The organism is Ferrovibrio sp. GW821-FHT12F09, assembly GCF_058806775.1.
Window position 1 is genome coordinate 489895 of record NZ_JBXAPZ010000002.1, and the last position, 18461, is coordinate 508355.

Here is an 18461-nt window from a genome sequence, read left to right on the forward strand (position 1 = left end):
GCCGGCGGTGGGGGTCAGAAATCGCCCAGCGGCCAGGTTTTACGATTTTAACGGCCGTTTTCCGGCAAAAATTCTGTTGGCACGCTGCCTGCAACACCCTTGGCAGCAAACGACCAACCACGAGTTTGGTGCCATGGAAAACGCGACCTATATCGGCCTGTCCCGTCTGTCCTCGATGCGTCGAGAGATGGATGCCATCGCCAACAATCTGGCGAACATGAATTCGAACGCCTACAAGGGCGAGCGGGTGCTGTTCGAGGAATACCTAAAGGGCCCGAACCAGAAAGAAAAGGTTAGCTTTGTCAATGACTTCGGCGTGCTGCGCGACTTCCGCGCCGGCAAGCTGGAGCAGACCGGCAACACCTATGACTTCGCCATCAGCGGCAACGGCTACCTGACCGTGGATACCCCCCAGGGCCGCCGCTACACCCGCGACGGCCACCTGCGCCTGGACGCCGACCGCCGACTCGTAACCAGCGGTGGCCATCCGGTGCTCGATAACCGCGACCGTGAAATCATCCTGCCGAACGACGGCCTGGGCGGCACGCCCACGATGTCCGTCGACGGCACCCTCAATATCGGCCAGCAGCAGATCGCCAAGATCGACCTGGTCACCTTCGACAGCGAACAGGAACTGCGCAAGACGGCGCAGGGCCTTTACGTCACCACCCAGCAGCCGAAGGCCGCGGGTACCGCCAGCACCATGCTGCAGGGCATGCTGGAAGCATCGAATGTCGAGCCGATCCTCGAGATGACCAACATGATCGAGCTGACCCGGCAGTACCAGTCCACCCAGAACTTGATCGACGGCGAGCATGATCGGCTGAAGCAGGCCATCCAGCGCCTCGGTCGCACGAACTAAACGATTGACGGACCAGGAGACCTAACATGCGTTCGCTCAGCACCGGCGCCACCGGCATGATGGCCCAGCAGCTCAATGTCGAAGTTATCTCGAATAACATCGCCAACATGAGCACGACGGCATTCAAGCGCCAGCGCGCTGAATTCCAGGATCTGCTCTATCAGAACATGCGCCGGCCGGGTTCGACCTCGTCGGATGCCAACACCATCGTGCCCACCGGTGTCCAGATCGGTGTCGGCGTGCGCACGGCGGGTGTCTACCGCATCCATGAGCAGGGCAACCTGACCACCACCGGCAACTCTTACGATCTCGCCATCAGCGGCAAGGGCTATTTCCAGATCACGCTGCCGTCGGGTGAAACCGCATATACCCGCGCCGGTTCGTTCCAGGTCGATGGCCAGGGCCAGATCGTCACGGTCGACGGTTATCAGCTGCAGCCGGGCATCACCGTGCCGCAGGGGTCGCTGGCGGTCAGCATCGACGCCACCGGCATTGTCGAGGCCCGCATCGCCGGCCAGGCGCAGCCGCAGCAGCTGGGCCAGATCCAGCTCGCCACCTTCATCAATGACGCCGGCCTCGAGTCGACCGGCGACAATCTCTATCTCGAAACGCCGGCCTCGGGCCAGCCCACGGTGGGCAATCCGAATGCCGCAGGCTTCGGCGTCCTGCGCCAGGGCTATGTCGAAACTTCGAACGTCAACCCGGTGCAGGAAATCACCAACCTGATCACGGCGCAGCGCGCTTACGAAATGAATTCGAAAGTGATCACGGCTTCGGACGAAATGCTGCAGACCGCCGGCCGCCTCCGGTAATCGGCCAGACGCATAGTTCAGGAGATCATCATGACCCCGCTTCGCACTCTGACCCTCGCCGGCTTTGCCGCCGCCGCCCTCACCGCGGCAGCGATCCCGGCGGTCGCGCCGGCACAGACCCAGATCGCCGTCGCCAGCGCCCGCATCATCGGCGAACGCGAGATCGGCAAGCGGATCGCCGACATGGTGCAGCAGCGCAATGGTGGCCAGCCGGTGGAAATCAGTTTCCATGGTACCGGCAACGAACTGGAAGTTCCGGCCACCGCCGCTGCCGTGTTGCGGTTCGACAGCTTCTCCTTCGATGCGCGCAGCGGCCGCTTCTATGCCGCCATCGGCATCCATGGCGGCGGCGAGGCGATCAAGGTCAGTGGCCGCGCCCAGTCGGTGGAGGCCATCCCGGTGCTGAAGAACCGCATCAATGTCGGCCAGACCATCGACCGCAACGACATCGAATGGCTGCGTGTGCCAGCCGGCCGCTACGGCGGCGGCTATATCGACCGCGTGGACGATCTGATCGGCCAGAGCCCGCGCCGTCCGCTGAATGCCGGCAGCCCGATCCGCTCTGCCGATGTCGGCAGGCCGGAAGCCATCACCAAGAACGGCCTCGTCACCATGGTGGCCCAGGGCCCGGGCATGACGCTGACCACCACCGGTCGCGCGCTGGAAGCCGGCAGCATCGGCGATGTGATCCAGGTGATGAACGTGCAGAGCAAGAAGACCGTACAGGCGACGGTGATCGCCGCCAACCAGGTGCAGGTTCTGACTGCTGCCCGCGTCATTGCCTCGAACTGATTTGACTGTGCTTAGAAGGACCATTGTCATGATCCGCCAGACCAAACCCGCTCCTTTCGCCGCCATGCTGCGTGTCGCCGCTGTAACCGGCCTCGCCGTGACGCTGGGTGCCTGCGGCAATCTCGGCCGCCTTGCCGATATCGGCAAAGCCCCGGACATGAGCAGGATCGATAATCCGACCGAAGCCCGCGATTACCGCCCGGTCAGCCTGCCGATGCCGGCGCCGGAAGTGACACCGCGCCATGCCAACTCGCTGTGGCGGCCGGGTGCGCGCCAGTTCTTCAAGGATCCGCGCGCCACCAAGGTGGGCGACATCATGACTGTGAAGGTCAATATCCAGGAACGCGCCCAGCTGCAGAACAACACGTCGACCTCGCGGGCCAACAGCGAAACCGCCGGCATTCCGAACTTCCTCGGCATGGAGGCCGGCCTCGTTGCCGGCGCTGTGACCACGGGCGCCGGCGCGCCTTCGGCCCTGAACAAGGTGTTCAACAACATCGATCCCGAGAATGCGGTTGGCGTGAACTCGGCCTCGCAGGTCCAGGGCCAGGGCCAGGTCAACCGTCAGGAGCAGATCGTCCTGAGCGTAGCTGCCCTGGTGACCCAGGTGCTGCCGAACGGCAACCTGGTGGTGCAGGGCCGTCAGGAAATGCGGGTGAACAATGAAGTCCGTGAACTGCTGATCCAGGGCATCGTGCGGCCGGAAGACATCACCGCCACCAACACCATCACCCATACCCAGATGGCCGAAGCGCGCATCTCCTACGGCGGCCGCGGTCAGCTGACCGATGTGCAGCAGGCGCGCTGGGGTCAGCAGGTCTACGACATCATCTTCCCCTTCTAAGTCGGAAGGGATCCAGCCCCGCCCGAAATTCGGGCGCGCCAGAACGTGCGTCAGGACCGCAGGATGCGGACCGCGGCAAAACGCCAGGGGCTTATGGAAACGCAAAAGGCCGGTCAGAAGACCGGCCTTTTCGTGTTTTGGACGAAGACGACAGACTACATGTCGTCGCGATGGGTCCGCTCCCGACGCTCGTGGCGTTCCTGCGCCTCGATCGACAGCGTGGCAATCGGACGGGCTTCCAGACGCTTGAGCGAGATCGGTTCGCCGGTCTCTTCGCAGTAGCCATAGGTCCCGTCGTCGATCCGCTTCATTGCGGCGTCGATCTTGGAGATCAGCTTGCGCTGACGATCACGCGTCCGCAGCTCCAGCGAGCGGTCCGTCTCGGTCGAGGCCCGATCGGCGATATCCGGCTCCTGCGCGGTGTCTTCCTGCAGATGCTGCAAGGTCTGGTTCGATTCCCGCAGAATTTCTTCCTTCCAGGCCAGCAGCTTGCGGCGGAAGTATTCCTTCATGCGCGGGTTCATGAAGGACTCACTCTCGGTCGGCTTATAATTCGCCTTCAATTGGATACCCATGTAAGAGACCCTCCAGGCGCCGCAGCGACTCCGATACCCTAAGCCGCGGCGCGCGGGAGTATATGAATCGGCCCGCCCGGGAGCAAGGCTGTCGAAAAAGCCAGAAGCCTTTGATTTCTTGAAATAATTATGAAACGTCCGAGTCCGGACTGATTTCTACAGGCCCAACTTGGCCAATTCGACCTCGCAGCGCAGCTCGATCTCGGCCAGGACTTCGGCCAGCTGAGGGTCTTCGACGCTCATCTTCTCGGCCCGCAGGGTCTGTGCCAGCGTCTGGAGACGGGCGGCCGGGATGCTGCCGGTGAGCAGGCCATGGCGGATTTCGTCGAGTTTTTCCAGCAGGGTCGAGCCGCGCCGGAAGGCGCGCTGGCGGTTCTGCCGCCCGCCGCCCTGTTCGTCGACTGCCTGGATGGTCAGCATGGCGTCGAGGGCCGTCACCGGAGCCGCCTGCCCGACCTGACCGGCGGGCTTCTCCGCCCCCTTCAGCATGCTGGCAAAACTGGGCCCTCCGGCCGCACTGGTGCCGGTCGAACGCTTAGGGCCGCCCGGCGCGATGCCGCCCGGGCCTTTGACTTTATCGATGCTCATGGAATTGCAATCTCTTAACTCGCGCCATGGTGCCCGATAAGACTGGCCGGGTAAAGCCGGCATTTTTTGCCGCATGGCACCCGAACCTGGCCGAAAATCCAAATAAAATCAATGCCATTACCCTTGGCACGACAATCGCATTATTCGGCACGAGAGAACCGGTCCCGGCGACCGGTCACGAGTTGAGGAAGACGCGAGATGATCCGCTTCGCTGCCAAGAAGACCCGCCCCCTGACCCTGCGCACCATGCTGCGGCTGGCGCTGGCGCTGCCCCTGATGATGCTGATCGTGGCCACTCAGGCCCAGGCCGGCTCGCGTATCAAGGATATCGCCGATTTCGAAGGCATCCGCGACAATATGCTGGTCGGTTACGGCCTGGTGGTCGGCCTGGACGGCACCGGCGACAGCCTGACCAACGCCCCCTTCACCAAGCAGAGCCTGGCGGCGATGCTGGAGCGTTTCGGCGTCAACATCCGCGACGCCGGCACCTACCGCACCAACAACCTGGCCGCCGTGATGGTCACCGCCTCGCTGCCGCCGTTCGCCCGCCATGGCAGCCGCATCGACGTCACTGTCTCGACCATGGGCGATGCCAAGAGCCTGCAGGGCGGTACGCTGCTGGTCACCCCGCTGCTCGGCGCCGATGGCGAAGTCTACGGTGTGGCCCAGGGCGCGATTGCCGTTTCCGGTTTCAAGGCCCAGGGCGCCGCCGCCCAGATCACCCGCGGCGTGCCCACCGCCGGCCGCATCGCCAATGGCGCCATCGTGGAGCGCGAGGTCGGCTTCGAGCTCGCCTCGCTGCCGGTGCTGCGCCTGGCACTGAAGAACCCCGATCTCACCACCGCCCGCCGCATCAGCCAGGCCGTTTCGACGCTGGCCGGCGTGCCGACCGCCCGCGCGCTGGATCCGACCACCGTGCATATCGACATCCCGGATCGCTTCCGCCGCGACATCATCGGCTTCATGACCGAGGTCGAGCAGCTGCAGGTCGAAACCGACCAGATGGCCCGCGTCATCATCGACGAGCGCTCCGGCACCATCGTGATGGGTCCGAATGTGCGCATCGATACCGTTGCCATCGCCCAGGGCTCGCTCACCGTCCGCATCACCGAGACCGCGCAGGTATCGCAGCCCAATCCCTTTGCGCCTGGTCCGACCAGCGTCGCCGGCATCGCCGGCACCTCGGCCGCCACCGGCACCGTGCAGGTGCCGCGCATCGGCCCGAACGGCGAACCGGTGCGCGATGCCAATGGCAACTTCGTGTTCGACACCATCACCCAGGCCGTTCCCGGCACCGGCACGGCCGGCCAGGCCGGCCAGATCGGCGGCGGCGCCTCCACCGTGGTGGTGCCGCGCACAGACATCCAGGTCGACGAACAGGCGGATCGCCGCCTCGGCATCCTGAAGCGCGGCGTATCGCTGCAGGAACTGGTCGACGGTCTCAATGCCCTTGGCGTCGGCCCGCGCGACATGATCACCATCCTGCAGGCGATCAAGGCCGCTGGCGCGCTGCAGGCCGAAATCCAGGTGATGTGACATGTCCAGCATCTCCGCCTCGCCCGCCATCAACAATTTCGCCATCGACCAGGCCCGCGCCGATCGTGTGGGCAGCGACAACTTCAAGTCCAAGACCAAGGCCGACGTCCGCAAGACTGCGGAAGATTTCGAAGCCTTCTTCCTCACCCAGGTCTTCGAATCCATGTCGGCCGGCGTGAAGACCGACACCCTGACCGGTGGCGGCAGTGCCGAAGGCACCTGGAAGTCCTTCCTGAACGACCAGTACGGTCGCGCCATGGCCAAGGGCCGCGGCATCGGCATCGCCGATATGGTGTATGGCCAGATGCTGAAGATGCAGGAGGCCCAGTCATGATCAACAAGCAGCCGCCGCAACCGCCACGCCGCCCCCAGCCTTTGAGCGACCGCGCTGCCCAGCGCCTGGGTATTTCAACGGCACCCCGGGTGGTCGACAATCAGGGTGACGGCGCCGTCCTGCCCACCATTGCCGAACTCAGCGACCTGGTCATCCAACTGAAAGACGTCATGCAGGAAGAGACCGCCATGCTTGAGCGGTTTGCCTATGACCAGTTGGACCGCACCAGCGAACAGAAACGCGTCATCGCCGGCCTGCTGCGTGAAAAGCAGAAGGTGCTGAACCAGAATCCCGAAGCCCTGCGCAATGCGCCCGAAGCCGAGCGCAAGAAGCTGGAAAACCTGTTGGCCGACATGCAGAAGGTCGGCTATCGCAACGAGATCGTGGTGCGCACCGCCCGCGACGCCAACAAGAAGCTGCTCGATGCCATTATCCGCGGCGCGACCAAGCAGAGCCAGCTTGGCAGCGGTTATGGCCGCACCGGCGCCATGACGGCGCTGACCACCAATTACGCTGCCCGGCAGGCCGTTTCGCTGTTCAACAACGAAACCTGCTGACGTCTTTCCCCCCGCCAGTACCACTTGCCCGTCCGGCCAGCCGCCGGACGGGCTTTCTTTTCCAGACTTTAGTCCGACGTACTGGGCGCCGGACGGATCGGCCGCGAGGTGTCGCCGCCCATCCCGCCAATGCCGCCGCCACCGGTACCCGTCGTACCGCTGCCGCCTGCTCCGCTACCCATGGGTACGCGCGCCGGCTGCTGCGACGAGGCGCGCGCCGGATCCTGGTATTCCGGCATGGTCTTCAGCGTTTCCTTGGTCGCGTTGGTCACGACCACGAGCTGACTCCCTTCGCTGCTGAATCGCAACTGCTCCCATGGCATCACGACCTTGCGGTCGCCGATGCCAAGAAAGCCACCAATCGAAACGATCACGGCATTGACCTTGCCATCGGTGGTCACGAGCACTTCGTTGACGTCACCGATCTTTTCATTGGCGCCGTTCTTCACATCGGCGCCGATCAACTTGTTGCCCTTTACCTCAGCTGTGCCGGTGCCGGGGATCGGCGCCATCGTGTCGGATGCGGCCGGCTTTACCGGCTCCGTATCCATGAGAGTCCCGGGTGTTTTCTCCTGAGCCAGGACCAGACCCGGAACCGCAAGGGCGAATGCCATGGCGGACGCTGTAGCGAATATGCGCTTCATGGGTTCCTCTCCATCATTCGTGTTATACGTGCACCAGCCGGCATACCGGCCGGACCACATCCATATGGGGTTGCAAGCGTGGCGCGGCCGCGACAAAGCCACGACAAATCCGTGGCCAGCGCAGCGAGACTCAGCGTTTGACCGGCCGCTGCTCCACCGGCAGATCGTCATAGGGCGTGCGTGGCCCGATGCGGTGATTGATGCGGAACACATTGCCTTCCGGATCGGCAAGCACCGCCTGACGGGCATTATAATAGGTCAGATACGGTGACTTGAGCACGGCGCCACCCAGACGCAGACACTCCGCAGCGGCGGCATCGACTGCATCAGCGGATGCAAGCTCGACCGTGAAATAGGCCCCCAGCGGCACCGCGTCTGCCGTCGCCGGCTGGCGATCCGACAGATTCAGCAGCGCATAAGCCTCATGGGCATTGAAGCCCAGCTCCAGCCCGTTGGCATCCAGGCAGCGATAAATCGGCGAGCGATGGGCCGCGATCTCGGTGAAGCCGAACAGCTCTGCATAAAAGGCCGAGAGCGCGACAATGTCGCGGGCAAACAGATTGATATAGGACAGGCGCGCGACAGCCATGCTCATCCCGCCTTACGACCGTAGCTGCGATTGAACATCTCCATCATATGCTCGCCGGCCAGGCAGGGTGGGTGCTTCGGCGGACGCCCGGCGTCGCTGCAGCCCGGCAGACATTCGATGCGGGCATAATGATCCGGCGTGTAGAAGAACGGCACCGAATAGCGATCCCGCGACGGCCCGTCGCTGCGCCGATTCAGCACGCGATGCATGTTCGAGCGATACAGATCGTTGGTCCAGCGCTGTACCAGATCACCCAGATTGACGACAAATGTGCCGGAGATCGGCGGCGCCATGATCCAGTCGCCGGCCGCATTCTGCACCTCCAGACCGCCGGCATTATCCTGCAGCAGCAGCGTGGTGCCGCCCCAATCGGTATGGGCACCTGCGCCAAGCTGGTTGCGTCGTGCGGTTTCTGGCTGCGGCGGGTAATGCAGCAGACGGACGACCGCATTGGCACGGCGATACATCGGCATGAAATAGTCCGCCGGCAAATCGAGCGAGAGCGCCAGCAGACCCAGCAGGCGGTCGCCAAGATCACGCATTGCCGCGTGATAGGCCAGCATCTGCGCGCGGAATGCATCGGCTTCGAAACCCGCTGTCGCCTGTGGCCACTGGTTGCCACCATACCCGCGGATACCGGCCTGGACATAAGGATCATCGGGCGGCAGTTCGGCCGTGTAGTAAAAGCCTTCCTTCAGATCCGGGGGCGACTCCGCATCGAGCGTCTGTCCCGCCATCGGCTCGTAACCGGCAAAACTGCGCGAGCGCGACATGTGCAGTGCTGCCTTTTCTTCCGCAGGCAAAGCAAAGAACTGCCGAGCGCGGGAAAACTGGGATTCGACCAGGCCCTGCGGTATGCCATGGCCGGCAATATAGAAAAATCCTGTGTCGCAGCAGGCGCGACGAATCTGCTGCGCAATCCGCGCAGCCTCCTCCGACGCGTTTCCAAGATCGATAACCGGCAACTCACGGACCGCAACCGGCGGCGTATACAGCACCATCAGACTATCTCCTGCCGTCTCCCCTGTTTCTATGCAGTATTGATGCCAGACGCGACGATCTGTTCGGTCTTGAACATGAGCGTCACGCGCATCTGCGGGCACAAGCGGCTGACGCCCCGCGCCACATGGGGAATGGCGCCGGCAAAGGTGAGCAGGCGATTGGGCCGGGGATAAACCGCCGCAATGATATCGCTGCGATCGGCATTGAAGAATACGGTCTCGCCGCCCCAGTTCGGCTCCCAGGCGAGATGCGGATAGTAAATCGAGGTTCGTCCGGTTTCGGATCGGGTGTCGATATGTACTGTCCCCTCGCTGCCGAAGGCATGGCCATTGGCGTAGCACCGCACCAGCCTGTGTCCATTCAGAATGGTGGCAGCCAGCGTCAGCCAGAGTCGATGCAGCGGCGGTGCGGTAATGGCCAGATCACCCGCGCAGTCGCGTTCGGCCAGTCCTGGTCCGGCAGCCTCGTCCCCTGGTATCAGGGCACCGGCAAAATGCTTGTGCCAGAACGAGAAGCGGTCGGAGACCGGATCGGATTTCCAGCCGAACTGCCAGCCCGGCTGCATCAGGTGGTCATAAACCTCCTGTTGCACCGCCGTGGGCAGGCAACTGTCATGGCAGGCCAGCATCGACACCCTCTGTAGAGATAATTATCCTAATAATATTCCTATTTTGTTCTTTCCGCAATATTATTATTTCCACTAAAATCAACCGCTTAAAGGTTCAGAAGCCCGACGCAGTCCTGCAGCAGCTGGCGACGGAAGACACGGTCGCGCTTGAGATGCCATTCCCGGCTCATGGCGGCGTTGCGGGTATCGTGGCGCTCGGCATACAACAGCAGCCAGACCCGGCCCCGCGTCGAGCGAGCGCCGGTGCCGGCGTTATGACGGGCCAGCCGCTGGTCGAGACCGGTGGTCCAGCCCACATAGGTGCGCGGTCCGCCCTTTCCCGCGCTCCCCAGAATATAGACGAAGCAATCCATGCATTCCGAGACATGCCCGGAATTGCGCTCAGCCGCCAGTCTCGGCCAGATCGTTCCAGACCTGCTGATCCACCAGACGGCCGGCCTTCACCGTGAAACGATCGATGAAGCGCACACCGCTGAACGGTTTGCCATCGGGCCGCTCGCCCTCGAGCGTGCCGTAGCAATAGACAACGGCATTCTCCATGCCCGGCACGGTATCGAAGCGCGTATAGACCTTGGCGATGCGGCGATAACGCGGCGCGGCCCAGGCCAGCAACTCATCCAGCCTGCCGAAGCGCTTATCGCCGGGGAACACCATGGAAAACCCATCGGCCAGCAAGGCCGTGGCTGCAGCAAGATCGCGCTGTTCCATGGCTGACAGAAAGCTGCGCACGATCTGTTCGGGCGGCGGCGGTGGTGCCTTCGGGTGCTTTTCCTGGTTGCCGCGACGATAACTGGTCTGCTTCACCTCTTCGACAAAGGTGGTGATGCCATCGGGGATGGCCTCCAGCACCGTGCGCGTGACCTCGCTGTAACCCTGCAGCAGCCGGCCACGCACATCATCGCTGTAGCCTTCGATCAGGGTGACGCGGACGACAGGCATGATCAGGACTCCTTGGACAATGCCGCGGCACCGGCACCCGCCTTGGCGCCGAGGATAACGGCAGCGAGCAGGCCGTTGCCGGAGAGATAGCCGTCGCGTCCCTGCCCCGAGATGCCGCAGGCAGCACCGCCGCCGGCGAACAGGTTTGGCAGGAACGACCCATCAGCACGCAGCACCCGCGCGGCCGTGTCGATGGCAAGGCCGCCCTGGGTGTGGAACAGCGCACCGGTCACCTTGACCGCATAGAAAGGTGCGGCCAGCGCAGGCTTGCCGCTAAAATCGCGACCGAAGGAATCCTGGCCCTCGCCGCGTGCCAGTGCCCGGGTCTCGTCCAGCGTGGCCGCCAGCGCATCCGCCGGCAGGCTGCAGGCCGCCGCCAGGCCGCCGATGTCATCGGCGCTTTTCACCGCACCGCCGCTGACGGCATCGCGGTAATCCTCAAAATCCTGTCCAAGTCTGTGCAGGCGGGCATCGTAGATATTCCAGGCGAAGCCGCCGGGCTGCGCGATCACGCGCATCGCCTGTTCGGAATAGCCGTCATGCTCGCTGGAAAAGCGCCGGCCTTCGGCGTTGACCTGGAAGCCGCCTTCCATCATCAGCGCCCAGGTGATCAGGATCGCATGCGGCATCGCCAGCGACCCATGGCCCTGATAGGCACCCAGATTCTTCGTCGCCGCACCCAGCTGCTCGCCCCAGTGCAGGGCATCGCCACGATTGCCGGTATGACCGTAATACTGTGCCGCAGCGATCTCCGGGATATGCCGCTGCAGCAGCTCGCCATTGCCGCCGAAGCCCGAGCAGGCCAGCACCAGCGTGTCGCAGCCGATGGTTTCTACCGCACCATCGGGCCGCGCAAAGGCCACGCCACGCACGCGGCCATCGGGATCGGCATAGAGTGTGGTCACTGTGGCATCGCAGACCACATCGATCCCAGCAGCATTAGCCGCTGCCAGCAGACCGCCGACCAGATCGGCGCCACTGCGCGAAGCCGGCGCATGCATGCGGGTGTGGCTGTGACCGGGATAGAGAAAGCCTTCCACCAGGGTCAGCGGCACCTTATGCGTATCGATCAACCAGTCCACCGTGGGACCGGAGGCTGCGCAGATCTCCTGCACCATGGCGGGATCGTTTTCGCCATGCGCCTTCTTCTGGACATCGGCCGCCATGATGGCAGGCGTATCCGGCACGCCGCGCGCGGCCTGCAGGCGCGTGCCGGCAGCCGGGATCATCCCCGACGACATCGCCGTCGAGCCGCTGGGCGATGGGTCGCGCTCGAGCACCAGAACCTCTGCACCGGCATCATGCGCCGCCAGCGCCGCGGTCAGGCCACAGGCACCCGCACCGATCACCAGGACCGTCACGGAAACAGGAAAAGCCATACCGGCTGTGGGTTGGACGCTCACTTCCGCTTCTCGAAATTGACGGCGTCGTAGGTCTGGCCCTGCGCCAGCAGTTCCGGGGTGCCGATCAGGGTGTTCAGCGCATTGAAATCCAGCATGCGATCCCGGAATGGCGCCGTTGTGCCATGCTGTTTCAGCGAGGCGAAATACGCCGTCATGCAATGAGCGAGCGCACGCGTCAGGCCACCGGGGAAAATCGCCAGGCGATAGCCGATCTCGGCCAGTTCGGCAGAACTGAGCAGCGGCGTCTTGCCGCCTTCCACCATATTCGCCATCAGCGGCACGCTGTTGCCATAGCGGCTGGTGATGCTGCGCATCTCTGCGGTGTTCTGCGGCGCTTCGATGAACAGGATGTCACAGCCGGCCTCGATATACCGGCTGGCACGCTCCATCGCCGCATCGAATCCTTCCACCGCGATGGCATCGGTACGGGCCGCAATCAGAGTCTGGTCCGAGACACGCGCATCGAGTGCCGCCTTGATCTTGCCGACCATCTCGGAAGCCGAAACCAGTGTCTTGCCATCGAGGTGACCACAGCGCTTCGGTGCGGCCTGGTCCTCAAGCTGGATGGCGCTGGCGCCGTTGCGCTCGAACAGCTTCACAGTCCGCTGCACGTTGAGCGCATTGCCGAAGCCGGTATCGGCATCGACCATGATAGCGGTCTCCACCCGCTCGCAGATCGCCCCGAGGGTATCGGCGACCTCGGTCATCGAGACCAGGCCGATATCGGAGCGGCCGAAGCGCGTATAGGCGATACTGGCACCGGAGAGATACAGGGTGTCGAAGCCGGCCTGCGTGGCCACCAGGGCACTGAGCCCGTCATAGACGCCGGGGGCGACAACGATATCGCCACGCCGCAGACGTTCGCGCAAACTGCTCATGCGCGCGCCTCCTCTGAAATATGAATCTGGACAGTCGATAGAGCGGGATTTCTCATATCCTAAATTCCCAGATACGAGGCTTTCAGCCCCGGATCGTTCAACAGGTCGGCGGCAGCGCCGGACAGGGCGATGACGCCATGCTCCAGAACAAAAGCCCGATGCGCGATGGCCAGAGACTGCACCACATTCTGCTCGACGAGCAGGATGGTCAGCCCCTCACCATTCAGTTGCTGAATCAGGGCAAACATCTCTTCCACCAGCAGCGGCGACAGGCCAAGCGATGGCTCGTCCAGGATCAGCAGTTCCGGTTCCGCCATCAGGCCACGGCCGATCGCCAGCATCTGCTGCTCGCCGCCCGACAGGGTGCCGGCCGCCTGCCCCATGCGTTCGCGCAGGCGGGGAAAGACCTGATAGACGCGTTCCAGATTCTGTGTCCGCCGTGCCTTGCCGCGACGGTAGCTGCCGAGTTCAAGATTCTCGCGCACGGTCAGGTTCGGGAAGACACGGCGGCCTTCCGGCACCTGGATCAGGCCCGCGGCGACAATATCATCCGACCCGGCACCGGCAATGTTACGATCGAGGAAACGGATCTGCCCGGCGCTGGGCCGGTAGATACCGGACAGGTTGTTGTTCAGCGTGGATTTGCCGACGCCGTTGGCGCCCAGCAAGGCCACGATCTCGCCGCGCTGGACGGAAAGATTGATGCCGCGCAGGACCTCAACCTCGCCATAACCGGCATGCACATCCCTGATCTCAAGCATGATGCGTCTCCGCCTGCTGCGCGGCGATGCGCGCTGCTGCACCGTGACCGAGATAAGCCTCGATCACCTTCGGATCGGCGGCAACCTCGGCCGGAGATCCTTCGGCAATCAGGACCCCGTTGTTGAGCACAAAAGCCCGATCCGACAGGTTCATGACGGCCCGCATCACATGCTCGATCAACAGGATGGTAACGCCGGCATCGCGGATACGCCGGATCACCGGCAGGATAGCGTCGATCTCGGCAGGGTTCAGACCGGCCATCACTTCGTCCAGCAGCAGCAGCTTCGGGTCTGTGGCCAGAGCTTTGGCCAGTTCCAGCCGCTTGCGGCCGGCAATAGTGAGCGCGGCAGCCGGCTTATCGATCTGCTCGGCCAGTCCCACCTGCTGCGCAATTGCCTCGGCATGATCCAGCGCATCGCGCCGACGGGGTCGATGCAGATGCGCACCAACCGCAATATTCTCCCGCACATTGAGCCCGGCGAAGGGCTGGACGATCTGAAACGTGCGGGTCACGCCAAGACTGCAGATCCGTTCCGGTGTCAGCCCCAGCAACGACTGGCCCTCAAACCGGATTTCACCGGCATCGGGGCGGTGAAAACCCGATATCTGGGCAAAGATCGTGGTTTTGCCGGCCCCATTCGGGCCGATCAGCGCCGTGATGGAACCGGCAGGCACCGTGAAGCTGACATCGTTGGTGGCAACCAGGCCGCCGAACCGCTTGGACAGATGCGTAATCTCAAGCATGGGTGCCCCGCTTGAACAGGCGACGCAGGCTGATCCGGCCGAGGCCGAACAGGCCATTGGGCAGGAAGAGCACCATCAGCACCAGCAATACGCCATAGAGCACCAGATTGAGCCCGGGTGCATCGCCGAAAGCACCACGACCGATTTCAGCAATGGCGTGCAGACCGAAAGCGCCCAGAACAGGCCCGAATACGGTGCCCAGCCCCCCGATGATCGGCACCAGCAATGCCTCGACCGACATGGCGGGCCCATAGGCGATATTGGGATCGATATAGAGGAACAGCTGGACATAGACGGCGCCGCCGATACCGGCCATGGCACCGGACAGCATGATCGCCAGCAGCTTGGTCGTGAACGGATCGACACCGACCGCGCGGGCCGCATCCTCGTTTTCCCGCACCGCGATCAGCCGGGCACCGAAGCGGGAATGCTCCAGCCACCAGGTAATCAGCAGGCCGATCCCGACCAGGGCCAGCAGCAGCCAGAAGAATCCAGCCTTGGTATCGAACTGCAGACTGGCGAAACCGGGCTTGAGCGGCACCAGCAGGCCAACACCCGCGCCAGTGAAAGCGAAGGTGTTGGCCAGAATGCGGAAGACTTCGGCGAAGGCCAGTGTGACCAACGCGAAATACGAGCCACGTAAACCGTAACGGAAAACCAGCCAGCCGGTCGCGGCACCGACGATTCCGGCCGTGACCGCGGCAAAGGTAAAGCCGACCCAGGCATTCAGTCCGAACTGAATCTGCAGCACGGCCGTGCAATAGGCGCCGGTGCCAAAGAACAGCGCATGGCCGAAGGAGAACTGACCGCCATAACCGCCAAGCAGGTTCCAGGCCTGGCCGAGCCAGGCATAGAACAATGCCAGCGTCACCCAGGTGATCCAGAAATCGGATTTCACGACCAGCGGCAGCGGCAGCAGGATGACAAGGAAGAGAATGATAATGGTCAGGCTGCGCATGGGTTATGCCTTCTGCCCGAGCAGGCCGTTAGGCCGGAACAGCAGCACGATGATGAAGATGAGGAAAATACCAAGCTGTCCCAGGCTTTCGCCAAGGAACAGACCGCCCAGGCTTTCCGTCACGCCGATGATCAGCCCGCCCAGCAGCGCGCCGACGAAACTGCCCATGCCACCCAGCACCACAACCGTGAAGGCAACCAGCACGAAGGCATGGCCGACCTGCGGACTGACATAGAAGCTGGGCAGCAGCAGGCAGGCCGCAACACCCAGGCAGGCACAACCGATGCCGAACGACATGGCAAAGATATGGTCGACATTGACGCCGACCAGACGTGCGCCCTGACGTTCTTTGGCGATCGCACGGATAGCCCGTCCCAGGTCAGTGCGGGTGATCAGCAGCCACAACAGCGCCCCCACCACCAGGGCACCGAGCAGGGCCACGGCCTTTGGCACCGAAATAAAGGCGATACCGAAATCGATCACCTCGAAGGAATATGGCGTCTCGATGGTCCTTGTATCGGATGTCCAGAAATACAGGGCCAGATTCTCGATCACGACCGACAGGCCAAGGGTCACCAGCAGGATATTCTCGTCCTTACCGTGACTGGCGCGACCGATGACAAACCGCTGTAGGCCATAGCCGATGCCGAACAAAGCCAGTGCCATCACCGGTAACGCCAGATAGGGATCGATACCCAGCGCCGCGTGCAGGAAAAAGACGCCATACATGGCAAGCATCAGCAAGGCGCCATGAGCGAAATTGATGATATGCAGCACGCCGTAGATCAGCGTGAGGCCGAGCGCGATCAGAGCGTATACCGCACCGGTGGTGAGGCCGTTCAGGATTGCCGGCAGCAGAATCGAGATTTCAAGCATAAAGTCACGCAGGAGAATATGCGGGGCCGGCGAACCGGCCCCGCATCGGATGGACGATTAGAGCTTCGGCGCCGGGAAGACCGGCTTGGCGTTGGCGAAGTCCTTGGGGAAGATCACCTTGATATCCTTCTGCAGGATCTGGGTGTTGACCGGGGCCGCGCCTTCGTTCTGGCCGTTGACGAACTTGGTCGGCCCGTAAGGCATGAAATGGTTCGACCAGCCCGAAGCCGCCAGCGCCTGGGTGATGGCGGCGCGGTCGGTGGAAGCCGCCCGCTCGACCGCATCGACCAGAAGGCGTATGCATTCGTGGTTGAGGAAGACTTCATAGGAGAAGAACTGCTTCTCCGCCTCGACCTTCTTCTTCAGTTCCAAAGCCACTGGGTTACGCGGATCGAACCAGTGATTGCAGTCCATGATGAACTCGGCCGCTTCCGGGAATTCCTGCACGAACCGGTACTGCGAGGCCGCGCCGCCGAGAATCGAGTAGATCGCCTTCGGCCGCACCTTCTGCTGACGCAGCGTGCGGGCCAGCAGCACGAATTCGTTGTAGTAATTCGAGGGAATCAGCAGGTCTGGGTTACGGCCCTTGATCTTCAGAGCGATGTTGTTGAAGTCGCGCGTCGGATTGGCGTGGGCGATGGTCTCGAGCACCTCGAAACCCATACCCGGCAACTTGTCGTTCAGGGTCTTGGCCATGCCAGCGCCGAAGGCCGATTCCTCATGGACGATCATCACCGTCTTGGCCGGCTTGCCGGCCTGGTTGTTCATGGCGACCAGATTTTCCATGGCACTGTCGACGATCTTGCTCAGGCCGGGGCCGAAGCGGAAGGTATTGGTCAGGCCGCGCGTGACCACCTGGTCAACCACGCCGACATCGACGATGTGGGGAATATTGTGCTTGGCCGCAGCCTGGGTCGTGGTCAGCGCGATACCCGAGGCGAACGGGCCGATAATCGCCGCCACGCCCATTTCGTTCAGCTTCTCGACTTCAGCGGCGCCGACAGCCGCCTGGGACTGGGCGTCGGCATAGATCGGTTCGATCTTGGCGCCGCCCAGCGAGGCAATGCCGCCGTTGGCATTGATCGTGTCGATCGCCAGCTTGGCCCCGAGACGGCACTGCTGACCCGAGGGAGCCAGTGGGCCGGTGACGGGATGCAGAACACCAACCTTCAGGGTGCGCGGTTGCGCTTTCAAGATGGCAGGAAAGCCGGCGATGCCGGCGGTTGCAGCCGTTCCGGCGAGGAACAGACGGCGGGATACGCGTGGTGTCTTGATCATGACTTCTTCTCCCTGTTTCTGGATCGTGGCGCAGACCTGGTTTCCCCGGTCGCCGGCGCCACGCTGGCCGACCAAGTATTGCGATCCTCGCCGCGCACGCGGTCGAGGCTCATGCGAAACTGATAGCGATCCGGACGATACAATCCGATGATGTATTCGACCGGGCGCCCATGACTGTCATGCACGATGCGGTTGATGCGCAGCAACGGCGCGCCGATCGAGGTCTTGAGCAGCGGCGCCACCCGGGTATCGGCCAGAGTGGCTGACAATGTCTGGTCCGCACTGCCGATCACCACGCCCGAGCGCTCCAGCAGGGCCAGAAGCGGCTCCCGTGCCATTTCCTTGCGGCCGAATTTCCGACCGATATCAGCCGGCACATAAGTGGTGAGATGCGAGAATGGGCCATCGGCCAGCGAACGCACGCGCACCGCGCGCTGTACTTCCTCGCCAGGCGCGACCTGCAGTGCGGCGGCGACATCCGGGGCCGCCGGTTCATAGCCGAAATCGAGCAAAGCCACCTGGGTCTTGAGACCCATAGCCATCAGATTCTCGATCAGACCTTCAACGCCGCCATGGACCGGTGGCGGTTCATTCTTGCGCGCCATGACATGGGTGCCCCGACCGCGACCGCGGGTAACCAGCCCCTCGGCGGCCAATTCGGCCAGAGCGCGTCGCGCCGTGATGCGCGACACGTTGAACTGCCGCGCCAGCTCCTCTTCGCCCGGCACCTGCATGCCGGCCGACAGCCGGCCTTCAACAATCTGGCCACGCAGAATCAGGAATATCTGGTGGTAGAGCGGCGTCGGCAGCCGCTCATCCACCATCACCGTATTTTTCCTGCTCATGCCGATTGCCTCGCC

At 63.1% G+C, this 18461-nt stretch carries 23 protein-coding genes; 7 read left to right on the plus strand and 16 right to left on the minus strand.

Annotation, left to right across the window (positions count from 1 at the left end; all coding sequences use genetic code 11):
• Window positions 1–133 precede the first annotated feature (133 nt).
• The 4 genes from flgF to flgH are packed head-to-tail and all read left to right on the plus strand — an operon-like array spanning window position 134 to window position 3310.
• Complete coding sequence (flgF, locus tag AC1ROB_RS15295) at window positions 134–862, plus strand: flagellar basal-body rod protein FlgF (RefSeq protein ID WP_492970268.1); 729 nt, start codon at window positions 134–136, stop codon at window positions 860–862.
• Window positions 863–888: 26 nt separating this feature from the next.
• On the plus strand, window positions 889–1674 hold the full coding sequence (gene flgG, locus AC1ROB_RS15300; protein ID WP_492970267.1) for a flagellar basal-body rod protein FlgG: 786 nt from the start codon (window positions 889–891) through the stop codon (window positions 1672–1674).
• Window positions 1675–1704: 30 nt separating this feature from the next.
• Complete coding sequence (flgA, locus tag AC1ROB_RS15305; RefSeq protein WP_492970266.1) at window positions 1705–2466, plus strand: flagellar basal body P-ring formation chaperone FlgA; 762 nt, start codon at window positions 1705–1707, stop codon at window positions 2464–2466.
• A 28-nt stretch (window positions 2467–2494) separates the two neighbouring features.
• A complete protein-coding gene (flgH, locus tag AC1ROB_RS15310; protein WP_492970265.1) occupies window positions 2495–3310 on the plus strand; it encodes a flagellar basal body L-ring protein FlgH in 816 nt (271 codons plus the stop codon).
• 155 nt (window positions 3311–3465) lie between these two features.
• Here flgH and dksA read toward each other — a convergent pair whose 3' ends face one another.
• Complete coding sequence (gene dksA, locus AC1ROB_RS15315) at window positions 3466–3885, minus strand: RNA polymerase-binding protein DksA (protein ID WP_492970264.1); 420 nt, start codon at window positions 3883–3885, stop codon at window positions 3466–3468.
• Window positions 3886–4041: 156 nt separating this feature from the next.
• Window positions 4042–4473, minus strand: a complete 432-nt coding sequence (locus AC1ROB_RS15320; protein WP_492970263.1) for a flagellar assembly protein FliX — start codon at window positions 4471–4473, stop codon at window positions 4042–4044.
• Window positions 4474–4671: 198 nt separating this feature from the next.
• On the opposite strand from AC1ROB_RS15320, the gene AC1ROB_RS15325 reads away from it, so the two are divergent.
• Genes AC1ROB_RS15325 through AC1ROB_RS15335 form a run of 3 tightly spaced genes read left to right on the plus strand, consistent with a single transcriptional unit; the run spans window position 4672 to window position 6900 of the window.
• Window positions 4672–6009 carry a flagellar basal body P-ring protein FlgI gene (locus tag AC1ROB_RS15325; RefSeq protein WP_492970262.1) on the plus strand — a complete coding sequence of 446 codons (1338 nt, stop codon included), beginning with the start codon at window positions 4672–4674 and terminating at the stop codon, window positions 6007–6009.
• Between the two features lies 1 nt (window position 6010).
• Complete coding sequence (locus AC1ROB_RS15330) at window positions 6011–6343, plus strand: rod-binding protein (protein ID WP_492970261.1); 333 nt, start codon at window positions 6011–6013, stop codon at window positions 6341–6343.
• Complete coding sequence (locus AC1ROB_RS15335; RefSeq protein ID WP_492970260.1) at window positions 6340–6900, plus strand: hypothetical protein; 561 nt, start codon at window positions 6340–6342, stop codon at window positions 6898–6900. The genes AC1ROB_RS15330 and AC1ROB_RS15335 overlap by 4 nt, the downstream gene beginning before the upstream one ends.
• Before the next feature lie 68 nt (window positions 6901–6968).
• Here the strand turns inward: AC1ROB_RS15335 and AC1ROB_RS15340 are convergent, their stop codons facing one another.
• From AC1ROB_RS15340 to AC1ROB_RS15405, 14 genes are all read right to left on the minus strand, one after another.
• The gene (locus tag AC1ROB_RS15340) at window positions 6969–7544 is read right to left on the minus strand and encodes a PRC-barrel domain-containing protein (protein ID WP_492970259.1); all 576 of its coding nucleotides are present in this window, start codon (window positions 7542–7544) and stop codon (window positions 6969–6971) included.
• Between the two features lie 130 nt (window positions 7545–7674).
• Entirely contained in the window at window positions 7675–8133 is a 459-nt protein-coding gene (locus AC1ROB_RS15345; protein ID WP_492970258.1) for a VOC family protein, read from the minus strand.
• A gap of 2 nt (window positions 8134–8135) precedes the next feature.
• The gene (locus tag AC1ROB_RS15350) at window positions 8136–9134 is read right to left on the minus strand and encodes an isopenicillin N synthase family dioxygenase (RefSeq protein ID WP_492970257.1); all 999 of its coding nucleotides are present in this window, start codon (window positions 9132–9134) and stop codon (window positions 8136–8138) included.
• A 29-nt stretch (window positions 9135–9163) separates the two neighbouring features.
• Window positions 9164–9763 carry a hypothetical protein gene (locus AC1ROB_RS15355; RefSeq protein WP_492970256.1) on the minus strand — a complete coding sequence of 200 codons (600 nt, stop codon included), beginning with the start codon at window positions 9761–9763 and terminating at the stop codon, window positions 9164–9166.
• 86 nt (window positions 9764–9849) lie between these two features.
• Window positions 9850–10116 (minus strand): GIY-YIG nuclease family protein, encoded by a 267-nt coding sequence (locus tag AC1ROB_RS15360; protein WP_492970255.1) that lies wholly within the window; start codon window positions 10114–10116, stop codon window positions 9850–9852.
• 28 nt (window positions 10117–10144) lie between these two features.
• On the minus strand, window positions 10145–10702 hold the full coding sequence (locus AC1ROB_RS15365) for a DUF4440 domain-containing protein (protein WP_492970254.1): 558 nt from the start codon (window positions 10700–10702) through the stop codon (window positions 10145–10147).
• 2 nt (window positions 10703–10704) lie between these two features.
• On the minus strand, window positions 10705–12105 hold the full coding sequence (locus AC1ROB_RS15370; protein ID WP_492970253.1) for an FAD-dependent oxidoreductase: 1401 nt from the start codon (window positions 12103–12105) through the stop codon (window positions 10705–10707).
• Window positions 12102–12983: an isocitrate lyase/PEP mutase family protein gene (locus AC1ROB_RS15375; RefSeq protein WP_492970252.1), complete on the minus strand. Its 882-nt coding sequence runs from the start codon at window positions 12981–12983 to the stop codon at window positions 12102–12104. The genes AC1ROB_RS15370 and AC1ROB_RS15375 overlap by 4 nt, the downstream gene beginning before the upstream one ends.
• 59 nt (window positions 12984–13042) lie before the next feature.
• Window positions 13043–13744, minus strand: a complete 702-nt coding sequence (locus tag AC1ROB_RS15380) for an ABC transporter ATP-binding protein (RefSeq protein ID WP_492970251.1) — start codon at window positions 13742–13744, stop codon at window positions 13043–13045.
• Window positions 13737–14489, minus strand: coding sequence for an ABC transporter ATP-binding protein (locus AC1ROB_RS15385; protein WP_492970250.1), 753 nt, complete (start codon window positions 14487–14489; stop codon window positions 13737–13739). The genes AC1ROB_RS15380 and AC1ROB_RS15385 overlap by 8 nt, the downstream gene beginning before the upstream one ends.
• Complete coding sequence (locus tag AC1ROB_RS15390) at window positions 14482–15447, minus strand: branched-chain amino acid ABC transporter permease (RefSeq protein ID WP_492970249.1); 966 nt, start codon at window positions 15445–15447, stop codon at window positions 14482–14484. Before AC1ROB_RS15390 ends, AC1ROB_RS15385 begins: the two co-directional genes overlap by 8 nt.
• 3 nt (window positions 15448–15450) lie before the next feature.
• A complete protein-coding gene (locus tag AC1ROB_RS15395; RefSeq protein WP_492970248.1) occupies window positions 15451–16323 on the minus strand; it encodes a branched-chain amino acid ABC transporter permease in 873 nt (290 codons plus the stop codon).
• A gap of 57 nt (window positions 16324–16380) precedes the next feature.
• Entirely contained in the window at window positions 16381–17601 is a 1221-nt protein-coding gene (locus AC1ROB_RS15400; protein ID WP_492970247.1) for an ABC transporter substrate-binding protein, read from the minus strand.
• The gene (locus AC1ROB_RS15405) at window positions 17598–18446 is read right to left on the minus strand and encodes a GntR family transcriptional regulator (RefSeq protein WP_492970246.1); all 849 of its coding nucleotides are present in this window, start codon (window positions 18444–18446) and stop codon (window positions 17598–17600) included. Before AC1ROB_RS15405 ends, AC1ROB_RS15400 begins: the two co-directional genes overlap by 4 nt.
• Window positions 18447–18461: the final 15 nt, after the last annotated feature.